Consider the following 21,519-nt stretch of genomic DNA (forward strand, 5'->3'; position numbering starts at 1 on the left):
GGTGGAAAGATCGAAATGATGCGTTGGCAATATGGGGCGGCATTGGCGGCGGCGCTCGTCTTGATGGGAGGGCTCGCTTCCGCGGCGTCGGCGCAGCCGTCGGCAACCTGCGGCACCGCGCCGCTCAAGGGCGACCGCGTCGCGCTGCTGATCGGCAACAGCGCCTATAACGACTGGGAATGGCCGTCGCTCAGAAATGCCGTCAACGACATCGGCTATGTGTGCGACGCCATGGCGAAGGCCGGGATCTCGCCGCGCGTCGTCAACAACGCCGACAAGGCCGGGCTCGACGCCGCGCTGGCGAAATTCGCCGAGGAAGCGAAGGGCGCGAAGTCGGTCGTCCTCTACTACGCCGGGCACGGCTTCGAATATGGCGGCCGCAACTGGCTGGTGCCGGTCGAGGCGCCGCCCGCGACGCGCCGCGCCGATGTCGAGAAGCGCTATCTGTCGATCGAGGCGCTGGTGAAACGCGTCGTGCCGCCGGGCGCCTTCACGCTGCTGTTCGTCGACGCCTGCCGCACGCCCGACCCGGTGGTGCGAATCGAGGACACCGACATCGCGAAGGGCGAGGCGGGATCGGCGCCGCTCGGCCTGCTCGATATCGGGCAGGGCGCGGTCTTCTATTCGACCGCAAAGGGCCGTCCCGCGCTCGACTTTGCGCCGGTGGGTTCGCCGGTCAGCCCGTTCGCGGCGGCGGTGGTCGCGGAACTCGGCATTCCGGGGCTCGAAATCTCCGATTATTTCAAGGTCGTGTCGCGCGATGTTTACAAGCGCACCTATGGCATGGAGCTGGGGCCGCAGCAGCCCTTCCATTATGGGAGCTGGTTCGACGATTATTATCTCGTCGCGCCGCCCGAGGTTCCCGAAAGCGTGAAGTCCGGCCCGACGCTCGGCGCGTTTGCCGCGCCGCCGGGGCCGCCACCGGTCGCGCGCGGCGCGCTGAAGCCGGGGGCGCTTGCCGACATTTCGCTCGACCGGCTCGCGATCGAGGACGAGCCGATCATCATTGCCGACGTGCTGTCGCACCATCCCGCCGCCGAACTGATCGGGCTCGCCGATGGCGGTGATCCGCTCGCGCAGCATCTCGCGGGCTATATGTTCTCGCTCGGCGTCGGGGTGAAAAAAGACGTGCCGCGCGCGCGCGCCTACCTCGAGCAATCGGCGGCGCAGGGTTTCCCGGCGGGGCAGCAGGAGCTTGCCTATCTGCTGCTCGAGAATGACCCGACGCCCGCCGACGTGAAACGCGCCTATGACCTTTATATCGCGTCATCGAACGCCGGTTTTTCGAAGGCCAAGACGCATCTCGCCTATCGCCTGGCCTCGGGCACCTTCGGCCCGCCCGATTTCGTGCGCTCGCAGGCGCTCTATGCCGAGGCGGCCGAAAAGTGGCATCCCGCCGCGATCTTCGCGCTCACATATTTTGCGACGACGCGCGAGGCGAACCTGAAGCGCCTGCGCGCGATCGCCGATGCGGGCAATCCCGAGGGAAGTCATTGGCTCTGCGAGGCGCATTTCGCCGACAAGACGCTGAAAGACGCGATCGAGGATTGCGGCGTCGGGGCGCGCGCGGGTTTCGCGGGATCGCGCGCGATCCTCGCCTGGGCCTATGCGAAGGGCGATGGCGTCGCGGCCGACCCGAAGGAGGCGGTCTTCTGGGCGAAGCTCGCGCGCGACCTGCCCGAACTCCGGAAAGACCAGCGCGACCTGATCGCTGGTATCGGCGAGTGATCGTCAGGGGTAGGTGACCGCCATAACCTCCCATTCCTTCGGCCCGGCGGGAAGCTGTACGGTGCGAAGATCGCCCACCGCTGCGCCGCGTAGTGCGCGGGCGAGCGGACTGTTCCAGCCGATCCGGCCGTCGCCGGCCTCCGCCTCGTCGTCGCCGACCAATGTGACGATGCGCCGCGCATCATCGTCGTCGGCCAGCTCGACCGTCGCGCCGAACCAGATGCGGCTCTTGTCGGGCTGCGCCGCGGGATCGACGACGCGCGCAGCCTTCATCCGCCGCGCGAGGAAGGACAGCCGCCGGTCGATCTCGCGCAGCCGCTTGCGGCCATAGATATAGTCGCCATTTTCGCTGCGGTCGCCATTGCTCGCCGCCCAGCTGATCGTCTCGACCAGCTTCGGCCGTTCCTTAGCAAACAGCGTGTCATATTCGGCGCGCAGCGCGGCGAAGCCCGCCGGGCTGATGATGTTGGTCTTCTCCCCCGCCATCGGGATCAGCCGGGGTCGCGCTTGCCGAGGTAAAAGCTCAGCGGCGCCTTGGGCACGCTGCGCCCGTCGCGGAGCGTGTCGTAAACGACGGCATTTTCGAGCACGCGCTGGGCATAGTTGCGTGTCTCGAAGATGGGGATCGCCTCGATCCAGTCGACCATGTCGATCCCGCCGCCGCGCGGATCGCCATTGGCGCGCAGCCATTTGTTCACATTGCCGGGCCCCGCATTGTACGCCGCGACCGCGAGCGGGTAGCTGCCGCCGAAATAGCTCAGCATCTGCTGGAAATAGGTCGATCCGAGCGTCAAATTGTAGTTTGTGTCGGCCGTGAGCGATCCGGCATCATAGCTCATGCCAAGCTTGCCCGCGACCTCGCGTGCCGTCCCGGGCATCAGCTGCATCATGCCGCGCGCCCCGGCGTGACTGATCGCCTGCCGGTCGAACTGGCTTTCCTGCCGGGTGATCGCATGGATGAAGGTCCAGTTGCTCTCATGGCCGGAGGGGACGCGCACCGTCGGGAAGCCCGACACTTCGACCGCGTCGAGGCTGTTCGCCTGCGCGCTGCGGCCGATCATCACACCCAGGTCGGGGCGCCCGATCGAAGAGGCGAGCTGGCCCGCGAGCACATGGTCGGCGGGTGAGGACGCGCGCTGGGCGAGCGCGCGCAGGAACTGCGACTGCTCGCGCCACGCGCCGATCTCGCCGAGGGCGCGCGCTGCGCGTACCAGCCGGTCGTCCTCGAACGCGCGCTTCTCGTCGCTGCTGACATGGATCGTCGGTTCGGGCTTTGGCCTGGGCTGTGGCCGGTTGAGGCGTTCGAGCGAGAGCTGGCCGTAGAATTGGTCATAATGTTCGGCGGCATCGGCGAAATAGCGGTTCGCGGTGTCGCGGTCGCCCGCGGCCAGCGCGGCGCGGCCGGCCCAGTAGAAGCCCTTGGTGCGCGTCTGCGCCGAACGCGCCGCCTCGCCATAGGCGCGGTACAGGCGCACCGCCTCGGCCGGACGGCGCAGATCCTTGTAGGCGAGCTGCCCCGCGAGCCACGCAAGCGACGTAAAATCGTCGCGCACGCTGAGCGGCGCTTCGCGGATCACCACGCCGGGCGCGAAGCTGTCGTCGATCTGTTTGGCGATATTGAAGGCGGTCTGCTTGTCGCCCGCGGCATCGGCTGCCCGCGCGTTGGTGAGCAATGTTTCGAGCCATTCCTCGGTATCGGTCGGCGCCTTGGCGAGCGCGCGCGGAGCGGCGAGCAGCGCGCGCGCCTCGCCGACGCGGCCACTCTTGCGCAGCCACGTCGCCTTGTCGGTGATATAGCCCGCGTCGGTGCGGAGCAGCGAGGGGTTGGCGCTCTCGACGGCCGCCGACTGGAGCGCCGCATCGACTGCGCCGCCGCGCATCGCCAGCCGGGCGGCAAAGATCGCGCGCTTCTCGGGCGAGGTATAGGTAAGTTGGCGACCCGCCGCGATCGTCGAGCCGGTCCACAGCAGCCGGTCCATCCGCGCGTCATGGTCGGCCGGGCTGAAGGCGCCGGAGAAGAAGCCCAACGCGCGGCTGACCTCCATGTCGTCGATGATCCCGCCGGTCCACGCGCGCCGCGCGGCGGCATTGGCCTCGTCGCGGCGGCCGGTCGCGTTGAGCGCGAGTGCGAGACGAAGCTCGCCGCTCGCCGTGCGCGGCGGATAGGCCTGGAAGAAGGCGAGGGTGCGCTGCGGATCATAGCTGTCGAGCGCGATCGCCTTTTCGGCGCGCACGCGCAGCTTCTCGGCATCGGGCCAGTCGCGGTTCGCCATCAGGAACCGCGAGAGCTGGTCGAAGGAGGCGATGTTGTTCGCGGTCAGCCGCCGCCATTCGAGCACCGCGTCGCCGACCGAACTGGTCGAGGGCGGTGTGGCCGACTGCGCGGCAAGGCCCATCTGGGCACGATACCATGCCATCTGTTCGGGGGTGAGTTCGCTTGCATGCGCTGTGGCCGGGACGACCAGGGCCAGCGCGAGCGCCAGACGGGAAATACGGGGCAGCGAAATCATGCGGGGCATTTTAGTGCCAAACTCCTTGCGGGGCGCTGAATAGACGTCCAATAGCGGCGCCCCGGCCAATTCTATCGGTCGCATGGAGTCTTTGTAAAGGAGCGGAGCATGTTTTCGGGGTCGATTCCCGCCTTGGTGACGCCATTTCGCGACGGTGCGTTCGATGCGCCGGCGTTCAAACGGCTGGTCGAATGGCAGATCGACGAAGGAACCAGCGCGCTCGTCCCGTGCGGCACGACGGGCGAGAGCCCGACGCTCGGCTTTGAAGAACATTATCGGGTGATCGACGCCTGCCTCGATGCGGCGGCGGGCCGCGTCCCCGTCATCGCCGGATGCGGGTCGAACGACACTGCGACGGCGATTCGCCACATGCGCTATGCCCAGCAAGCCGGCGCCGCGGCGGCGCTAGTCGTCGCGCCCTATTACAACAAGCCGTCGCAGGAAGGTATGATCGCCCATTACCGGGCGCTCGCCGATGCGTGCGACCTGCCGATCGTCGTCTACAACGTCCCCGGCCGCACCGTCGCCGACATCAGCGCCGAGACGATGTGCCAGCTCGCCGAAATTCCCACTGTCGTGGCGATCAAGGATGCGAGCGGCGATCTGGCGCGTGTCACTGTGCATCGCGCGGGGGCTGGCGCGGACTTCTGCCAGCTCAGCGGCAACGACGATCTGTGGCTGCCGCACGCCGTGCTCGGCGGCGCCGGTTGCATCTCGGTCACCGCCAATGTCGCGCCGCGCCTCTGCGCCGATTTTGCCGCTGCTTGCGCCGCAGGCGACTGGGCAGGAGCGGTGGTGCTCCACGACCGCTTGTTCGGCCTGCACAAGGCGATGTTTTCCGACGCTTCGCCCGCCCCGGCCAAATATGCGCTGTCGCGGATCCACGACTGGTTTTCGCCCGAAGTGCGCCTACCTATCATTCCGGCGTCCGCAGCATCGCGCGCGGCCGTCGATGCCGCACTGGTCGCGGCTGGAGTTCTCTAGGTTCGTTCAATGGCCCGTCCGCAGTCCGCCGCCGAATTCGACAAGAAAAAGGTCGTCGCCGAGAACCGGCGCGCGCGGTTCGACTATGCCGTGGAACAGGTGTTCGAGGCAGGGATCGCGCTGCAGGGTACCGAGGTGAAGTCGCTGCGCTTCGGCGAGGGCACGATCGCCGAAAGCTATGCCGAGGTGAGCGGCGGCGAAGTGTGGCTGATCAACGCCAACATCCCCGAATTCAGCCACGGCAACCGCTTCAATCACGAACCGCGGCGCCCGCGCAAATTGCTGCTGAACGGGCGCGAGATCAACAAGCTGCATGCCGGGGTGATGCGGCAGGGGATGACGATCGTTCCGCTGTCGGTGTATTTCAACAGCCGCGGCCGCGCGAAGGTCGAACTCGCGCTCGCCAAGGGCAAGAAGGCGCACGACAAGCGCGAATCGATCAAGGAGCGCGACTGGAAGCGCGACAAGCAGCGCCTGCTGAAGGACCGCGGATGAGCGGCGGTGAGCCTCGCGACAAGGCCGCGGTCATGAACTGGATCCGCCGCAACTCGCCGACCCGCGAGGACCTGCTCGAAAGCCGGTTCGTGAAGCCGTTCGCACACCGCGTCGCGCATAGCCATTTGTGGCGGTTCACGCGAACGTCGGTACGGCGCGGCACCGCACTGGGGCTGTTCGTCGGTATCTTCTTTCTGATCCCCGGCGTCCAGATTGCGGGCGTGGCGCTGCTTGCCTTGCCGTTCCGTGCCAATATCCCGATCGGCGCGGCAATGACCTTTCTGTCCAACCCGCTGACGACGCCGTTCATCCTTGCCGCTTCGGTGTGGCTGGGCAATGTGCTGTTCGGGCTGCGAACCAATGTCGCCGACCTCTATGTCCTGTACGATGAAGGGGCGTCGCTGATCGAATGGTGGCACTGGTTCACCGCGAACGCCGGGCCGGCGCTACTGGGCGGCGTCGCCGGCCTGTTCGTCATTTCGGTGGTTTCGGCTGTTGTCGGCTATGTTCTGGCTTCGGTCGGTTGGGATGCCTGGATACGCCTGCGCTGGCGGCGCAAAATTCGCCGGGCGCGCGACAAACGACTTGAGGCGTCGACGAGCGACACTGTCGCCGGTTGAACCCGGCCCCCGCGAGCCTATAGCTGTTCCATCGCAAGATCGCGCTGGCGGAGGGAACCGCGGGCGCGCTATCCATTTGTTCATCTGGGGAACATCATGAACCGTCCGAACATTTCTTCGCGCCTGATGGCGACCGCGGCGCTGGGCGCCATGCTGCTGGGCGCCGTGCCCGCGCTTGCCAAGGATGAGGCCGCACCGGCGACGTCCGCGTCGGCCAAGCCGCAAATCGGCGACTTCGGCTTCGACCTCACCGGCATGGACAAGACCGTCCAGCCGGGCGACGATTTCTATGCCTATGCCAACGGCACCTGGGCGAAGAACACGGCGATTCCGGCCGACAAGTCGAACTACGGCATGTTTACCGCGCTGGCCGACCTGTCGCAGAAGCGCACGCAGGAAATCCTCGAGGCGGCGAAGGCCGATCCGAACAGCATGATCGGCCGCGCCTATGCATCGTACCTCGATTCGGCGGCGGTCGAGGCGAAGGGCCTCGCGCCGATCCAACCGTGGCTGGCGAAGATCCGGAGCGTTGACAAGGCAGGCCTTGCGGCTCTGCTCGCCGAGGCCGACCGCAGCGGTGTGGCGCACTTCTTCGGCGGTTATGTCGGGCAGGACGACAAGAATCCCGACGTCTATATCTACACGATCGGGCAGGGCGGCATCGGCATGCCCGACCGCGATTTCTATCTGAAGGACAGCGAGCGCAACACCAAGCTGCAGGCCGCTTACCTCAAGCATCTCGAAAACGTCCTGACGCTGGCAGGCGAGGCGGACGCCGGCACGCGCGCCAAGGCGATCTACGATTTCGAAAAGCAGATCGCGACGGTCCACTGGGACAAGAACGACAGCAGCGACGCGACCAAGGTCTATAACAAGATGACCGTCGGCGAACTGGCCAAGATCGCGCCGGGCTTTGACTGGACGACCTTCGTTCGCGGCGTCGGCGTCAAGGAGGACTCGCTCCTCGTGTCGCAGCCGAGCGCCTTTACCGGCGAGGCGAAGCTGATCGCCGACGCGCCGATCGGCGTGATCCGCGATATCCTGACCGTCCGCAGCCTCGACAGCTTCTCGGGCGTGCTGCCCGACGCGGTCGCGAAGGAAGCCTTCTCCTTCTATGGCACCGCGCTGTCGGGCACCCCGCAGATGCAGGAACGCTGGAAGCGCGCCGTCGACTTCACCACCAACAATATGGGTGAAGCCGTCGGGCAGGATTATGTCGCGAAATATTTCCCGCCCGAAACCAAGGCGGCGATGAACGTGCTGGTCAAGAATGTCCTCGCCGCGCTCGACACGCGCATCGGCAACCTGACCTGGATGCAGCCCGCGACCAAGGTGCGCGCGAAAAAGAAGCTCGCCAATTTCACGACCAAGATCGGCTATCCCGACCGCTGGAAGGATTACAGCAAGCTCGAGATCAAGCGCGACGACCTGTTCGGGAACGCGCTGCGCGCCAACCAGTTCGCGCACGACGACAATATCGGTCGCCTCGGCGGTCCGATCCGCCGCTGGGAGTGGGGGATGACCCCGATGGAGGTCAACGCCTATGCCAATTTCGGGATGAACGAGATCGTTTTCCCCGCCGCGATCCTGCAGCCGCCCTTCTTCGATCCGAAGGCGGATGCCGCGATCAACTACGGCGGCATCGGCGCGGTCATCGGTCACGAGATCAGCCATCATTTCGACGACCAGGGCGCAAAATATGATGAGACCGGCAAACTGGCCGACTGGTGGACGCCCGAGGACGTGAAGGCGTTCGAGGCGGCCGGCAAGGCGCTCGTTGCACAGTATGATGCCTATGAAGTGCTCCCCGGCGAGCATCTCGATGGCACCTTCACGCTCGGCGAGAATATCGGCGATCTCGCCGGCCTGACCATCGCCTATGACGCCTACAAGAAGTCGCTCGGCGGCAAGCCGGCGCCGGTGATCGACGGGCTGACCGGCGACCAGCGCTTCTTCCTCGGCTGGGCGCAGGTGTGGCGCCGCAACTATCGCGAGCAGAATCTGGCGCAGCGCATCACGACCGATCCGCATTCGCCCTCGATCCAGCGGACTTGGGTCTCGCGCAACCTTGACCCTTGGTATAAGGCCTATAACGTCAAGGAAGGCCAGAAGCTGTATCTGGCACCAAAGGATCGTGTCCGCATCTGGTGATGCGGCTATAGAAAGAGCGTCATTTGACCGCGCAAAGCCTGCCCTCCGCTGAGACCGATTTCAGCAGGGGGGCGGGCCCCGCGGGACCGCTAGGCGCGCGGATCAATCTGTCGCGCGTCGATCTGGCCGTGCTCGGCGGTCTTGCGCTCCTGTCGGTCGGCCTGCTGTTCTGGGCGACCGGAAACGTCGTACTGGCGGCGGGCTTTCTGGCCGGGCTGGCGATCGCGGCGGGCGGTACCTTGCTGGCCCGCCGTCTCTTCCCCAAGGCGGCCGCAGGCGAAGCGGCGCTCCCCGACTGGACGATGCTGCGCGTCGCGGTGAACCACGACGATGTCGCGGTGGCGGTGACCGATCGCGGCGGACGGCTGGTATGCGCCAACGATCTGTTCGCGACATGGTTCGGCGGGTTCGTCACCCCGCCGGGTCTGCCGGTCGATGCACGCGGCGCCGAGGCATTGAAGAACGCCGGCCGCACCGCATGGCGCGACGGCGAGGGGGTCGCCGACGATATCGCCGTCGGGCCGTTGCAGCTTCGCGCGCATATTTTCCGTACCGGGCAGGCCGAGGATTATCTTGTCTGGCGCTTTTCGGCAAACGAGCGGATCGATCTTGCGACCGAGATCGTCCGCCATCTCGACGGGCCGGCGGGCCTGACGCTCGCGCAGGCGGGCGTGATGGCGGCGCTCGTCAGCGCCGAGGGGCGGCTCCGCTCCGCAAACCGCGCCTTTCTGCTCCGCGCGCTCGATGAGGCTGATCAGGCGCATTATGTCGGGCGCGACGTGTCGGCGATGCTGCGGCTCGACGAAGCGGGTTCACTCTATTTCGCGCGCGAGGGCGACCGCGCGACGCCGGTGCGGATGATCCAGATCCCGCTCGCCCCCGCCGATACCCACGGACCGGTGCTGCTGACGATGCTCGACGAGGAGATCGGGCCGGCCGATCGCGGCACTGCGCAGGCTTATGTCGAAACCTTGCTTTCGCTGCTGCCGTTCGGGCTCGCGCTGGTCGATCGCGACGGCCGGTTTCTCTACATGAACCGCGCGTTCAAGCGCGCTGGCAATGTCGGCGACGGCCGCATGCCGCGCTATCCCGGCGACCTTGTCGTCGGCGAGGACAAGGGGCCGCTCGCCGACATGATCCGGCGCCACAGCAGTGGGCAACAGGTCGGCGGCGACTTGTCGATCCGGCTGGTCGGGCAGGGTGACGATCCGGTGTCGATGCGCGTCGTCGGCGTGCGCGGGCTCGGCGAGGCGGCGGTGCTGCTCAGCCTCAAGGATTCGAGCGAGGAATCGCGGCTCAAGCGGCAGGTCGCGCAGGCGTCGAAGATGCAGGCGGTCGGCCAGCTTGCGGGCGGCGTCGCGCACGACTTCAACAATATCCTGACCGCGGTGCTCGGAAGCTGCGACCTGATGCTGATGCGTCACACGCCCGGCGACAGCGACTATGACGACATCCAGCAGATTCGCAGCAACGCGAACCGCGCCGCCAGCCTGACCCGGCAATTGCTTGCTTTCTCGCGCCAGCAGACGCTGCGCCCGCAGATCCTGCAACTGCCCGACGTCATTTCGGAGGTGTCGCATCTTCTGAAACGTCTGATCGGCGATACCGTCCAGTTGTCGGTCCATCACGGCCGCGGGCTCGGCGCGGTGCGTGCCGATCCTGGGCAGCTCGAACAGGTGATCATCAACCTTGCGGTCAATGCGCGCGACGCGATGCCCGGCGGCGGGACGCTGACGATCGAGACCTATCCGGTATCGGCGGCCGACGTGCGCCAGATGGGCAGCGAGTTCATGCCGCCCGCCGACTATAGCGCGCTGAAGGTCAGCGACACCGGCACCGGCATCCCCGCCGACGTGCTGCCGAAGATCTTCGAGCCCTTCTTCACGACGAAGGACGTCGGCAAGGGCACCGGGCTCGGGCTGTCGACCGTCTATGGCATCATCAAGCAGTCGGCAGGCTTCATCTTTGCCGACAGCAAGCCCGGCAAAACCAGCTTCACCATCTACCTCCCCGTCCACCGCGCCGAGCACGGCGCACCGGCGACGCCCACGCCGGTGCCGAAGCCGAAAAAGAGCCAGTGGGGCACGGGTACCATTCTCCTCGTCGAGGATGAGGATATGGTGCGTGCTGTCGCGGAACGAGCCCTGGCCCGTGCGGGTTATACGGTCTTCACTGCATCGCAGGGAGAAGAGGGCTTGGAACGTTTCGCCGGGATGGAAAAGGTCGATCTCGTCGTCAGCGACGTCGTGATGCCGACGATGGACGGGCCCGCGATGGTGCGCGAGATGCGCAAGAAGCGGCCGGCGCTGCCGGTCCTGTTCATGTCGGGCTATGCCGAGGAGCAGCTTCGTCAGTCGATCAACATCGACGACGTCGCCTTCCTGCCCAAGCCCTTCTCGGTCGCGCAGCTTGCCGAGGCGGTGTCGGCGGCGCTCGACAATGCGGCGCATCGGGCGTCCGATGGCTGACGCGAATCGCATTCTGCTCGTCGAGGACGATGTGCTGATCGGCATGATGCTCGTCGACATGTTCGACGCGCTCGGCCTGCCTGAACCCGCGCAGGCGACGACGAATGAAGAGGCGCTGGCGATCATCGCCGCCGAAGCGATCGGCGGTGCGCTCGTCGACATCAACCTTGGCGACGAAAAGGGCTGGCCGATCGCCGATGCACTGGCCGCGCGCGGGATTCCTTTTGCCTTCACCTCGGGCGGCGGCGACATCATTCCGGCGGAACATGCGCACCGGCGGTTGGTCGCCAAGCCGTTCCGGATCAGCGATATCGAAGCGGTTCTGGACGAATTTTCGGCCGAAAACTGAGCATTTCTTCCCCTTCGATTTTTCTTTGTTCCCCACTTGTTCCATGAGAACAAATATGGCACATAGTCTGCCATTGCGATGCTTCTGCCGTCGCTCTAGAGCTGGAAAGGGACGGTCATGGCCGGACAATTGTCACTCGTCGAATCGGGGAAATCAGTGAACGGAACGGACAGGCAGAAGGCGCTCGACGCCGCGCTCGCGCAGATCGATCGCGCGTTCGGCAAGGGCTCGGTAATGAAGCTGGGCTCGAAGGAAGCGATGCAGGTGGAGGCGATCTCGACCGGCTCGCTCGGCCTCGACATCGCGCTCGGCGTCGGCGGCTTGCCGCGCGGACGCGTCATCGAAATCTACGGCCCCGAAAGCTCGGGCAAGACCACGCTGGCGCTGCACTGCATCGCCGAGGCGCAGAAGATGGGCGGCACCGCGGCCTTCGTCGACGCCGAACACGCGCTCGACCCCGTCTATGCGCGGAAGCTGGGCGTCGACATCGACGAGCTGATCGTGTCGCAGCCCGATACCGGCGAGCAGGCGCTCGAAATCGTCGACACGCTCGTGCGCTCGAATGCGATCGACGTGCTCGTCGTCGACTCGGTCGCCGCACTCGTTCCGCGGGCGGAGATCGAGGGCGAGATGGGCGACAGCCACGTCGGGCTTCAGGCGCGCCTGATGTCGCAGTCGCTGCGCAAGCTCACCGGTTCGATCAGCCGTTCGCGCTGCATGGTGATCTTCATCAACCAGCTGCGCATGAAGATCGGCGTGATGTACGGCAATCCCGAAACCACGACCGGCGGCAACGCGCTCAAATTCTATGCATCGGTGCGTCTCGACATCCGCCGTACCGGCCAGATCAAAGATCGCGACGAGATCGTCGGCAACACCACCAAGGTGAAGGTCGTGAAGAACAAGGTCGCACCGCCGTTCAAGCAGGTCGAGTTCGACATCATGTACGGACAGGGCATTTCGAAGATCGGCGAGATCCTCGACCTCGGTGTCAAGGCGGGGCTCGTCGAAAAGTCGGGCGCCTGGTTCAGCTATGATTCGATCCGCATCGGACAGGGCCGCGAGAATGCGAAGAATTTCCTGACCGAAAATCCCGAGCTGATGCAGCGCCTCGAAAGCGCGATCCGTAGCCGTACCGACGCGGTGGCCGAAGAGATGATGGCCGGCCCCGATGACGAAGGCGACGATGGCGAGCTTTGATCGCCGCTACTGACGCCATCCGGCCGGTTTCCCCGATCTCGGGAGAAACCGGCCAGCCGACGGCGGCGGGCCCCGCGGTCTCCTTGCGACCGCACCGTACCTGCGCAGCCCCTCTCCTGCAGGTCGGCCCGCCCGCCGTCCATTGCTCGCCGGTGATCAGGGAATGGCGATTTGCCTGAGCCAATTCTCAACCAGCAGCGCCTTGCGCGACCTTCGCCAGCGGCTACAAGCAGCCCATGCCCGCGATCCGTCTTTTCGGCCTGCCCACCGACGTCAACAGCAGCTTCGAGCGCGGTGCGGCGGCGGGACCGGCGGCGATCCGCGCCGCCTTGCGCAGCGAGCGCGGCAATCTGGCGAGCGAGCTTGGGCCCGAGATCGGCGTCGATATCGCCTTTGCCGACGATGGCGACCTGCCGCTCAGCGAAGACACGGCGCGCGACGACGCGGCGATCCGGCGCCACGTCACCATGCTGCAAGAAGATGGTGAGGTGCCATTGGCGCTCGGCGGCGATCATGCGGTGACCTTTCCGCTCGTCGAGGCGGCGGCAACCTGTTTTGGCCCGGTCAACATCCTTCACTTCGACGCGCATCCCGATCTCTACGACGATTTCGGCGGCAATCCGCGCAGCCACGCCTCACCCTTTGCGCGCATTTGCGAGGCCGGCCATGCCAGGCGGCTGGTGCAGGTCGGCATCCGGACGCTGAACGGACATTGCCGCGGGCAGGCCGAGCGCTTCGGGGTCGAGATCGTCCCGATGGCCGGGTTCACGCCGGGCGCGGTGCCCGTACTCGAAGGTCCGCTCTACATCTCGATCGACCTCGACGGGATCGATCCGGCCCAAGCGCCCGGCGTCGCGCATCCCGAGCCGGGAGGTCTGACCGTCCGCGAGGTGTTGGCGGTCCTCCACAAGCAAACCGCACCGATCGTAGGCGCCGACATCGTCGAGCATCACCCCGGCCGCGACGTTGGGGGCGTCACGGCGATCCTCGGCGCGAAGTTGGTGCGCGAACTCGCGGCGCTGATCGACCGCAACGGACCCTATCCATACTGACCCACGAAGGAGAGAGCGATGAGCCTGATCGTCCACCATCTCAACAACAGCCGCTCGCAGCGCATCCTCTGGCTACTCGAAGAGATTGGCGCGCCCTACGAAATCAAATTCTACGATCGCGACCCGGTCACGAATCTCGCGCCGCCCGAACTCATCGCGGTTCACCCGCTCGGCAAGTCGCCGGTGCTGGAGGATGCCGGGCGCATCATCATCGAGTCGGCGGCGATCGCCGAATATATCTGCGACTATCATGGCGGTGAGAAACTGGTGCCGCAGCGAGGCACCGACGACCATGTCCGCCACCTGCAATGGATGCATTTTGCCGAAGGCTCAGCGATGACCCCGATCCTGCTGCGCATTTATACGGCGCGTCTCGGCGAAGCGGCCGCGCCGCTCGAAGCGCGGATCACGCAGCAACTCGATTCGCATTTTGCCTATATGGAAAGCGCGGTCAGCGAGGATGGCCATTTCGTCGGCGATAATCTGACCGCCGCCGACATCATGCTGAGCTTTCCGGCCGAGATCGCAATCATGCAGGGACTGGCGCAGCGCTTCCCGAAACTCGCCAATTTTGTGAATGCTTGCCACGACCGGCCGGCGTGGCGCCGCGCGCGGGAGAAGGGCGGCGCCTATTATGGCTATTGATCGCCGGCCCGGCGGTCGGTTGTGGTTGGTGTCGGCTTTCCTCCTTTCCGGTATCCCGGCGGCTTTCGGCGCGCCGCCGCTGATCGCGCCCGAGGTCGAGCGCGACGTGGTCGTGCCCGGGGGTGTGATCTTCAAGCCGACGGCGGCGGATGAGGAGGGAGCGGTTGATCGTTTCGCGGAATATACGCTGGCGCTGGCGCGGCGCGACTATGCTGCGGCCTATGCGATGCTGCGCCTGTCCTTCCAGGCGGCGAACCCGCGGCTCGAATGGGAAATGAACCTGCGCAAGCGCGCTGCGATCTGGGCCGATGGCCGGATCCGTGTCTTGCGGTTGAGCTGGTATCCCGACCCTGCCGGACAGCCCCCGGGGCTTTACGCCGCCTTCGATTTTCGCGGCGACCGGGCGGACGGGACGATGGACTGCGGCTATGTCGTCGTTCACCGCGCGAAACCGGGCGACGGCTTCACCGTGGTGCGGATCGACACGTCCGAAGTTCCATCCCCGTTGATGGAGGATGGCGTGCCGAAGGCCGACGTGCTGCAGCAACTGCCCTGCTATCTCGGCAAGGGAATCGCCACCTCCTTTTGAGGCGGTCGCGCAACCTGAAGAAATTAGACTTGTGGCGCCTTGCCGCCCGATCCCATATGATGTCCGCCGTTGATTGCGGCGCGCCAACAGGGGGTGGGCGGGATGAGTTTTCTGGCGATGGCATTGATGCTGGCGGCGACCGAACCGGGAATCCGGATCGAGGCGGTCCCCGGCCGCGGCTATACGGCGACGGTCGACAGCTTTGAATCGGCGACCTTCGGCAAGGTCATGGAACGGGTGCAGGCCGAGGCGGTGCGTCGCTGCGGCAAGCTCGGAACCCGCTTTGGCCGGCATTATTTCGACAGCCGCATCGACGCGGCGCGCAACGTGATGATGATCGAGAATCTGCGCCAGAATTTCTTCTGCTTCGATCCGGTGACCGATCCTTACAAGCCGGTGCCCGCCGACTGGACCGCAAGCGCGGCAGAGACGGCGAATGTCACGGTTTTCGTGACGCGCTTCCTCGAGCGGCTGAACCGCGGCGATGCTGCGGGGATGGCGATGATGGATCCGATTATCGAAATCAGCAAGGCCGACTGGGACGGGCTGGTCAAGGGCGCGACGCAGGGGCGCACAGGAAACGCGGGGACGCTCACACCCAAGTTCGTGACATGGAGCAACAATCCGGCGGGGGCCGCCTATCCGGGCGCCTATGCCTTCTTTTCGGTGATCGACGATCATCCGGGGATCGAGGGGACGTGCGGCGGGATCATGGTACAGCGGGTGCGCGAGAATGAGTATCGCATCTCGCAATATGACGTGCAGTTCATTCCGACCGCGCTGGTCGAGCAGCGGGGTTTGACCGACGACGAACTCGACGGACTGTGCGCGCGCTGACGGCGCGGTACCTTCTCGTTCGTAATGCTTGAGAAACGCGGCGTGTCGCACTAGATCGCGCGCATGACCTCGACCAACGACATTCGCCGCTCTTTCCTCGACTATTTCGGGGAGGCGGGCCACCATATCGAGCCGTCGGCGCCGCTGGTGCCGTACAACGACCCGACGCTGATGTTCGTCAACGCGGGCATGGTACCGTTCAAGAATGTCTTCACGGGGCTGGAAAAGCGTCCGTACAGCACCGCGACCTCGTCGCAGAAGTGTGTGCGCGCGGGCGGCAAGCACAACGACCTCGACAATGTCGGCTATACGGCGCGGCATCACACCTTCTTTGAAATGCTGGGGAATTTCTCTTTCGGCGACTATTTCAAGGAACAGGCGATCGACCACGCATGGACCCTGATCACCAAGACCTGGGGCCTGCCGCCGGAAAAGCTGACCGCGACCGTCTATCACACCGATGACGAGGCCTATGACCTGTGGCGCAAGATCGCGGGTCTGCCCGAGGATCGCATCATCCGCATCCCGACCAGCGACAATTTCTGGTCGATGGGCGACACCGGGCCGTGCGGTCCGTGCAGCGAAATCTTCTATGACCATGGCGACCATATCTGGGGCGGCCCGCCGGGATCGCCCGAGGAGGATGGCGACCGCTTCGTCGAGATCTGGAACCTGGTGTTCATGCAATATGAACAGTTGCCCGGCGGCGAACGCGTCGACCTGCCGCGGCCGAGCATCGACACCGGCATGGGGCTCGAACGCATCGCGGCGGTGCTGCAGGGCGTTCACGACAATTATGACACCGACACGTTCAAGGCGCTGATTTCGGCGTCGGTCGACTTGACCGGCGTACCGGCCGAAGGCGCGACGCAGGCCAGCCATCGCGTAATCGCCGACCACCTCCGCGCATCGAGCTTCCTCGTCGCCGACGGCGTGCTGCCGTCGAACGAGGGCCGCGGTTATGTGCTGCGCCGGATCATGCGGCGCGCGATGCGTCATGCGCATCTGCTGGGCGCCAAAGATCCGTTGATGCATCGGCTGCTGCCGTCGCTGACCGCCGAGATGGGCGCGGCCTATCCCGAGCTGATCCGCGCGCAGCCGCTGATCGCCGAGACGCTGGAGCGCGAGGAGGTCAAGTTCCGCCAGACGCTCGAGAAGGGATTGCGGCTGCTCGACGAAGCGACAGCCCAGATGGGCAAAGGCGATACGCTGCCCGGCGAGGTCGCGTTCAAGCTCTATGATACCTATGGTTTTCCTTACGATCTGACCGAGGATGCGCTGCGGTCGCACGACATCAACGTCGACCGTGAAGGCTTCGACGCGGCGATGGCGCAGCAGAAAGCGGCGGCGCGCGCGGCCTGGAAGGGCAGCGGCGACAAGGCGTCGGACGAAATCTGGTTCGACCTCGCCGAAGCCAACGGCAGCACCGAGTTCACCGGTTATACCTCGACCGCGGGCGAGGCGACGGTCATCGGGCTGGTGAAGGACGGCAAGCCGGTCGGCGAGGCGAAGGCGGGCGACGAGGTGGTCGTGCTGACCAACCAGACCCCCTTCTATGGCGAGAGCGGCGGGCAGATGGGCGACGCGGGGACGATCGCGACGCTGGAAGGCGCGAAGGCGTCGGTGAGCGACACCGGCAAGCCGCTCGGCCGCCTGCACACGCATCAGGCCAAGCTGGAGGCGGGAACGCTGAAGGTCGGCGATACGGTCCAGCTCACCGTCGACGCCGCGCGGCGCGATCGCATCCGCGCCAACCACAGCGCGACACACCTGCTGCACGCGGCGTTGCGCAACCGGCTGGGCGACCATGTGACGCAGAAAGGCAGCCTGGTCGCCGAGGATCGCTTCCGCTTCGACTTCTCGCACCCCAAGGCGCTGTCCGCCGAGGAGATTGCGCAGATCGAAGCCGACGTGAACGCACAGATCCGCGGCAACGAGCCGGTGACGACGCGGCTGATGACCCCCGACGATGCGATCGCCGCGGGCGCGATGGCGCTGTTCGGGGAGAAATACGGCGACGAGGTTCGCGTTCTCAGCATGGGCGCGGCGGACGATCATCACTATTCGGTCGAGCTGTGCGGTGGGACGCACGTCCGCGCGCTGGGCGACATCGCGCTGTTCAAGATCGTCAGCGAAAGCGCGGTCTCTTCGGGGGTGCGGCGGATCGAGGCGCTGACGGGCGAAGCTGCGCGCCAGTGGCTGAACGGCCGCGACGAGGCGCTGAAGGCGGCGGCGGCGGCGCTCAAAACGTCGCCCGACGAGGTGCCGGCGCGAGTCGCGGCGCTTGCCGAGCAGCTCAAGAAGGCCGAGCGCGAGCTGGCCGACGCGAAGAAGGCACTTGCGATGGGCGGCGGCGGCGGTGCGGCGGCGGGCCCTGCGGTCGAGCAGGTGGGCGATGTGGCGTTCCTCGCGCAGGTCGTAGACGGGCTCGATCCCAAGGAGCTGCGCGGCACGGTGGACGGCCTGAAGAAGCAGGTCGGCAGCGGCGTCGCGATGCTGGTCGCGGTCAACGACGGGCGGGCTTCGGTCGCCGTGGGCGTGACCGACGACAGGACCGGCAGCCATAGCGCGGTCGATCTGGTCAAGGCCGCGGTCGCGGCGCTCGGCGGACAGGGCGGCGGCGGCCGACCCGACATGGCGCAGGGCGGCGGTCCGAACGGCGGCGCGGCGAACGATGCCGTCGCCGCGGTCAAAGCCGCGCTCGCCTGAAATCGAACAAGTTGAAACCGACCAAGAAGACGCGGCGCACCGATCATGCCGAACGGTTGATCGCGGCGCCGCTGGTCGATGTGTTCGCCGCCTTCACCGGCGCCGACAAGCTCGCGCGCTGGTTGCCGCCCGAGGGGGCGACGGGTGAATTTGAACATTGCGATCTGACCGAAGGCGGCGGTTTCCGCCTGCGGCTGACCTTCGACGACCCCGACGTCGACACCAAGAGCGACGACGACAGCGATATCGTTGAGGTCCATATTCCGGTGCTCGACGACGGACGGCTAATCGTCTGGGAGGTCGAGTTTGAATCCGACGATCCGCGTTTTTCAGGGACGATGGCGATGCACTGGTATCTCTCGCGCAAAGGCGGCGGCACGCTGGTGACGATCGATGCGCATCACGTGCCGCCGGGGATCTCGGCGAAGGATCATGTGGCGGGGCTGACGAGTTCGCTGGCGAATCTGGCGGCGGTGGTGGAGGGGTGAATGTTCCCCGGCGTAAGCCGGGGTCCAGCAACGCTGCGCTGCCCATGTGGACCCCGGCTTTCGCCGGGGCGCAGGAAATCAGCTCTCCACCCCCTTTGCCTTCCCCCACGCGCGTGCGGCGGTGTAGCCGAGGTAGCCGGTCCCGAAGAGCGCGTAGAGCGGCTCGGGGATGCCGGCAAGATAGGCGTTCATGCCCTCGGCAATGCCCTTAGCCATGTCAGGCCGCGCGGCGGCGATGAGGCCCATCGGGATCGCCCATAGCAGCAGCGCATACATCACATAGAGGAAGCTCGGCCGGGCGCGGCTGGTCCAGGGGTCGGCGCTATTCGCCTCGGCGACGATTGCGGTCATGCGGGTGCGGATCGCCTCCATCTCCTGACTCCCCTCAAGCTTCAAGAGCTCGAGCTTGGCGCGGTCGCGTGCTTCCGGGTCGGGGATGATCTTGTCGATCAGCTTGGCGATCGGGCCGATCAGGCCTTCGATGATGCTCATGGCAATGCTCCTCAAGGTTTCAAAGTTCAGTAAAGTTCAGCCCAATGACGCGCGATGGGGCATCAGCCGCCCGCGATGCGGTTCGCGAGCCAGCCGTAGAGAAAGGCCTCCTGGCTGGGACGGCGTTCGGCGAGCGCGATGTAGCGTTCGCCCTGCAGCGCCTCCATCGCACGCAGCAGGACGGTCTCGCCGCCCTTGCCGCGCGCCTTCAGGAAGCCGTCGAGCGCCGACAGGGTGCGCGGGCCGATGTCGCGATCCACCACGATGTCGGGATAATCGCGCGCGGAGCGGTTGAGCGCGTTGAGCGCGCGCTGAAGGAAGCCCGTCGCGACCGCGGTGCCCATGTTGACGCCGGTGTCGAAGAGTTCGGCGGCGATCCGGGGGGCGCGCAGCGCCACCTTGTCGAAGCCGGGGCGCAGCCAATAGAGGCGGCGGTAGATGATCGCGGCCTCGGCGCGCGGCAGATCGCGCATCGAGCCGTCATAGCCCTGCGCCCGCGCGACGGCTTCGGTGATTCCCCAACAGGTCGGGCCGCCGCGGTCGGCGGGGTGGTTTACATATCGGCCCTCGCGGTCGATGACGGCGTCGATCAACGCGTCGGCGTCGCAGGTCGATGGATCGGGTCGTGGCATGATTCGTTCCTTTCGGTTTGTCGTGCGCCGTAAACGAACCATATGGGTACATTGTAGGAAAGGCCTTTCTCGATGCGGGCTTTGCAGGTGCGTGAATTGCTGCCCGATCATGCCGGTGCGGGGCTGGTCGACCTTCCGGTGCCGGGGCCGGGGGCGGGCGAGGTGCGGGTTCGCGTGCGAGCCGCGGCGGTGAATTTCCCCGACCTGCTGATGACGCGCGGCGGTTATCAACTGAAGCCCGAGCTGCCCTTCGTGTCGGGTCTGGAATTTTCGGGTGAAGTCGATGCTGTCGGCGCGGGCGTCACCGATTGGAGAGTCGGCGACGCGGTGGTCGGCGGCAATCGGTTCGGGGCAATGGCCGAATATACCGTTGTTCCTGCTGGGGCGCTCCGTTCAAAGCCTGAGGCGATGAGCTGGGAAGCGGCGGCGGCCTATCCGGTCGCCTATCTCACCGCCTATGTCGCGCTGGTCCGCTGCGCGCGGGTCGAACCCGGCGAATGGGTGCTGGTGCATGGCGCCGCGGGCGGCGTCGGGCTCGCGACGGTCGACCTGGCCAAGGCGCTCGGCGCGCGCGTGATCGCGGCGGCGAGCAGCGCGGAGAAGCGCGAGGCGATCACGCGGCTCTATGCGCCCGAAGCGGTAATCGCCGCCGAGCCGGGCTTTCGCGAGGCAGTGAAGGCGCTGACCGGCGGCAAGGGCGCCGATGCGATCTTCGATCCGGTGGGCGGCGATGTGTTCGACGAATCGACGCGCTGCATCGCGTTCGGCGGGCGGCTGCTCGTGATCGGCTTTGCGTCGGGCCGCATTCCCGAGGTGTCGGTCAATATGCCGCTGATCAAGGGATTCTCGGTCGTCGGAGTGCGCGCGGGCGAATATGGGCGGCGCTTTCCCGAGCGCGGCGCGGAGAATGTCGCTGCGATCGATGCGCTGGCGACAGCGGGCAGGATCCGGCCGCATGTCCACGCCGTGCTCGATCTGGCCGACTGGCGGGAGGCTTTTGCGATGCTCGAGAAGCGCGAGGCGGTGGGGAAGGTCGTGTTGCGCCCCTGATGCGCGATCACCGGACGGGCGCGGGGAACGCCCCGCCGCATCCGGCATAGTTTTGCGACAATCGCCGCGCCATGGAGCGTCCGGGGTGCACCTGTTCAGGGTATCTGGCGGCAGCGCCGCCCATCGACAAAGGACGATTTGTGAAGAAACGGATTCTCATTGCCGCGCCGCTGGCGCTTATCGCTCCCGCGGCCCATGCCCAGCCGCCGCACGACGGCGGGCGTATTTTCGCAATGATCGACGCCAATGGCGACGGCAAGCTCGACAAGGCCGAGATCACCAAGATGGCGCAGATGCGGGCGGAAAAACAGGGCGATCCCTCGCTCGCGGCGCCCGAAAAGATCGACATTTTCTTCAAGCATCTCGACGCCAATGGCGACGGCTTCGTCGACAAGAGCGAGATCGAGGCGATGCGCAGCGCCCGTGCCTCGGCGCCGCCGCCCGAAGCGCCGCAGGGCGACGCGCCGGCGCAGGACGCCAACTGACCGGAGCCGAGGGCGGCGTCCCGAAGAGGGGCGCC

At 66.1% G+C, this 21,519-nt stretch carries 20 protein-coding genes; 16 read left to right on the forward strand and 4 right to left on the reverse strand.

What is annotated here, in order from left to right:
* Positions 1-15 precede the first annotated feature (15 nt).
* Positions 16-1,728 carry a caspase family protein gene (locus QOL68_RS03495; protein ID WP_283404273.1) on the forward strand — a complete coding sequence of 571 codons (1,713 nt, stop codon included), beginning with the start codon at positions 16-18 and terminating at the stop codon, positions 1,726-1,728.
* 3 nt (positions 1,729-1,731) lie between these two features.
* On the opposite strand, the gene greB is transcribed toward QOL68_RS03495, so the two are convergent.
* Together greB and QOL68_RS03505 are read right to left on the reverse strand one after the other, a co-directional pair.
* Positions 1,732-2,214, reverse strand: a complete 483-nt coding sequence (gene greB, locus QOL68_RS03500) for a transcription elongation factor GreB (protein ID WP_282946986.1) — start codon at positions 2,212-2,214, stop codon at positions 1,732-1,734.
* Between the two features lie 5 nt (positions 2,215-2,219).
* A complete protein-coding gene (locus tag QOL68_RS03505) occupies positions 2,220-4,247 on the reverse strand; it encodes a lytic transglycosylase domain-containing protein (protein ID WP_502957369.1) in 2,028 nt (675 codons plus the stop codon).
* A 99-nt stretch (positions 4,248-4,346) separates the two neighbouring features.
* Between QOL68_RS03505 and dapA the strand changes: the two genes are divergently transcribed.
* The 13 genes from dapA (at position 4,347) to QOL68_RS03570 (ending at position 18,825) form a co-directional block, all read left to right on the forward strand.
* Positions 4,347-5,222 (forward strand): 4-hydroxy-tetrahydrodipicolinate synthase, encoded by an 876-nt coding sequence (gene dapA, locus QOL68_RS03510; protein WP_282946990.1) that lies wholly within the window; start codon positions 4,347-4,349, stop codon positions 5,220-5,222.
* A 9-nt stretch (positions 5,223-5,231) separates the two neighbouring features.
* Positions 5,232-5,717, forward strand: a complete 486-nt coding sequence (gene smpB, locus QOL68_RS03515; protein WP_204993129.1) for an SsrA-binding protein SmpB — start codon at positions 5,232-5,234, stop codon at positions 5,715-5,717.
* A gap of 32 nt (positions 5,718-5,749) precedes the next feature.
* Positions 5,750-6,337 (forward strand): DUF2062 domain-containing protein, encoded by a 588-nt coding sequence (locus tag QOL68_RS03520; protein WP_058457457.1) that lies wholly within the window; start codon positions 5,750-5,752, stop codon positions 6,335-6,337.
* 96 nt (positions 6,338-6,433) lie between these two features.
* Positions 6,434-8,488: a M13 family metallopeptidase gene (locus QOL68_RS03525; RefSeq protein ID WP_502957370.1), complete on the forward strand. Its 2,055-nt coding sequence runs from the start codon at positions 6,434-6,436 to the stop codon at positions 8,486-8,488.
* A gap of 101 nt (positions 8,489-8,589) precedes the next feature.
* A complete protein-coding gene (locus tag QOL68_RS03530; protein ID WP_282948256.1) occupies positions 8,590-10,956 on the forward strand; it encodes a hybrid sensor histidine kinase/response regulator in 2,367 nt (788 codons plus the stop codon).
* Positions 10,949-11,305: a response regulator gene (locus tag QOL68_RS03535; RefSeq protein ID WP_282946996.1), complete on the forward strand. Its 357-nt coding sequence runs from the start codon at positions 10,949-10,951 to the stop codon at positions 11,303-11,305. The genes QOL68_RS03530 and QOL68_RS03535 overlap by 8 nt, the downstream gene beginning before the upstream one ends.
* A gap of 117 nt (positions 11,306-11,422) precedes the next feature.
* Positions 11,423-12,505, forward strand: a complete 1,083-nt coding sequence (gene recA, locus QOL68_RS03540; RefSeq protein WP_282946998.1) for a recombinase RecA — start codon at positions 11,423-11,425, stop codon at positions 12,503-12,505.
* Positions 12,506-12,741: 236 nt separating this feature from the next.
* Entirely contained in the window at positions 12,742-13,557 is an 816-nt protein-coding gene (gene speB / locus QOL68_RS03545) for an agmatinase (protein WP_282947000.1), read from the forward strand.
* A gap of 18 nt (positions 13,558-13,575) precedes the next feature.
* Positions 13,576-14,202, forward strand: coding sequence for a glutathione S-transferase family protein (locus tag QOL68_RS03550; protein ID WP_204993125.1), 627 nt, complete (start codon positions 13,576-13,578; stop codon positions 14,200-14,202).
* 28 nt (positions 14,203-14,230) lie between these two features.
* On the forward strand, positions 14,231-14,791 hold the full coding sequence (locus QOL68_RS03555; protein WP_283404274.1) for a hypothetical protein: 561 nt from the start codon (positions 14,231-14,233) through the stop codon (positions 14,789-14,791).
* A gap of 102 nt (positions 14,792-14,893) precedes the next feature.
* Complete coding sequence (locus tag QOL68_RS03560) at positions 14,894-15,628, forward strand: hypothetical protein (protein ID WP_204993123.1); 735 nt, start codon at positions 14,894-14,896, stop codon at positions 15,626-15,628.
* Between the two features lie 63 nt (positions 15,629-15,691).
* Positions 15,692-18,337 (forward strand): alanine--tRNA ligase, encoded by a 2,646-nt coding sequence (alaS, locus tag QOL68_RS03565; RefSeq protein WP_282947004.1) that lies wholly within the window; start codon positions 15,692-15,694, stop codon positions 18,335-18,337.
* An 11-nt stretch (positions 18,338-18,348) separates the two neighbouring features.
* Positions 18,349-18,825, forward strand: coding sequence for an SRPBCC family protein (locus tag QOL68_RS03570; RefSeq protein WP_282947006.1), 477 nt, complete (start codon positions 18,349-18,351; stop codon positions 18,823-18,825).
* Between the two features lie 78 nt (positions 18,826-18,903).
* On the opposite strand, the gene QOL68_RS03575 is transcribed toward QOL68_RS03570, so the two are convergent.
* Both QOL68_RS03575 and QOL68_RS03580 read right to left on the reverse strand, forming a co-directional pair.
* On the reverse strand, positions 18,904-19,317 hold the full coding sequence (locus QOL68_RS03575) for a holin family protein (RefSeq protein WP_215351542.1): 414 nt from the start codon (positions 19,315-19,317) through the stop codon (positions 18,904-18,906).
* 62 nt (positions 19,318-19,379) lie between these two features.
* Complete coding sequence (locus tag QOL68_RS03580; protein WP_058457436.1) at positions 19,380-19,949, reverse strand: glycoside hydrolase family 108 protein; 570 nt, start codon at positions 19,947-19,949, stop codon at positions 19,380-19,382.
* Between the two features lie 72 nt (positions 19,950-20,021).
* Between QOL68_RS03580 and QOL68_RS03585 the strand changes: the two genes are divergently transcribed.
* Together QOL68_RS03585 and QOL68_RS03590 are read left to right on the forward strand one after the other, a co-directional pair.
* Positions 20,022-20,999, forward strand: coding sequence for an NADPH:quinone oxidoreductase family protein (locus tag QOL68_RS03585; RefSeq protein WP_282947015.1), 978 nt, complete (start codon positions 20,022-20,024; stop codon positions 20,997-20,999).
* Between the two features lie 140 nt (positions 21,000-21,139).
* Positions 21,140-21,484: an EF-hand domain-containing protein gene (locus QOL68_RS03590; RefSeq protein ID WP_058457434.1), complete on the forward strand. Its 345-nt coding sequence runs from the start codon at positions 21,140-21,142 to the stop codon at positions 21,482-21,484.
* The last annotated feature ends 35 nt before the right edge of the window (positions 21,485-21,519 follow it).

The organism is Sphingopyxis sp. Geo25 (assembly GCF_949769135.1).
GTDB lineage: Bacteria > Pseudomonadota > Alphaproteobacteria > Sphingomonadales > Sphingomonadaceae > Sphingopyxis.

Excerpts from the sequence above, each read along its gene's own strand:
- dapA (WP_282946990.1), top strand. The coding sequence starts at position 4,347 with ATGTTTTCGGGGTCGATTCCCGCCTTGGTGACGCCATTTCGCGACGGT.
- QOL68_RS03505 (WP_502957369.1), bottom strand. The coding sequence starts at position 4,247 with ATGCCCCGCATGATTTCGCTGCCCCGTATTTCCCGTCTGGCGCTCGCG.
- QOL68_RS03560 (WP_204993123.1), top strand. The coding sequence starts at position 14,894 with ATGAGTTTTCTGGCGATGGCATTGATGCTGGCGGCGACCGAACCGGGA.
- QOL68_RS03580 (WP_058457436.1), bottom strand. The coding sequence starts at position 19,949 with ATGCCACGACCCGATCCATCGACCTGCGACGCCGACGCGTTGATCGAC.
- QOL68_RS03495 (WP_283404273.1), top strand. The coding sequence starts at position 16 with ATGATGCGTTGGCAATATGGGGCGGCATTGGCGGCGGCGCTCGTCTTG.
- speB (WP_282947000.1), top strand. The coding sequence starts at position 12,742 with ATGCCCGCGATCCGTCTTTTCGGCCTGCCCACCGACGTCAACAGCAGC.
- smpB (WP_204993129.1), top strand. The coding sequence starts at position 5,232 with ATGGCCCGTCCGCAGTCCGCCGCCGAATTCGACAAGAAAAAGGTCGTC.
- QOL68_RS03575 (WP_215351542.1), bottom strand. The coding sequence starts at position 19,317 with ATGAGCATCATCGAAGGCCTGATCGGCCCGATCGCCAAGCTGATCGAC.
- QOL68_RS03550 (WP_204993125.1), top strand. The coding sequence starts at position 13,576 with ATGAGCCTGATCGTCCACCATCTCAACAACAGCCGCTCGCAGCGCATC.
- QOL68_RS03535 (WP_282946996.1), top strand. The coding sequence starts at position 10,949 with ATGGCTGACGCGAATCGCATTCTGCTCGTCGAGGACGATGTGCTGATC.
- recA (WP_282946998.1), top strand. The coding sequence starts at position 11,423 with ATGGCCGGACAATTGTCACTCGTCGAATCGGGGAAATCAGTGAACGGA.
- QOL68_RS03520 (WP_058457457.1), top strand. The coding sequence starts at position 5,750 with ATGAACTGGATCCGCCGCAACTCGCCGACCCGCGAGGACCTGCTCGAA.
- alaS (WP_282947004.1), top strand. The coding sequence starts at position 15,692 with ATGACCTCGACCAACGACATTCGCCGCTCTTTCCTCGACTATTTCGGG.
- greB (WP_282946986.1), bottom strand. The coding sequence starts at position 2,214 with ATGGCGGGGGAGAAGACCAACATCATCAGCCCGGCGGGCTTCGCCGCG.
- QOL68_RS03585 (WP_282947015.1), top strand. The coding sequence starts at position 20,022 with ATGCGGGCTTTGCAGGTGCGTGAATTGCTGCCCGATCATGCCGGTGCG.
- QOL68_RS03525 (WP_502957370.1), top strand. The coding sequence starts at position 6,434 with ATGAACCGTCCGAACATTTCTTCGCGCCTGATGGCGACCGCGGCGCTG.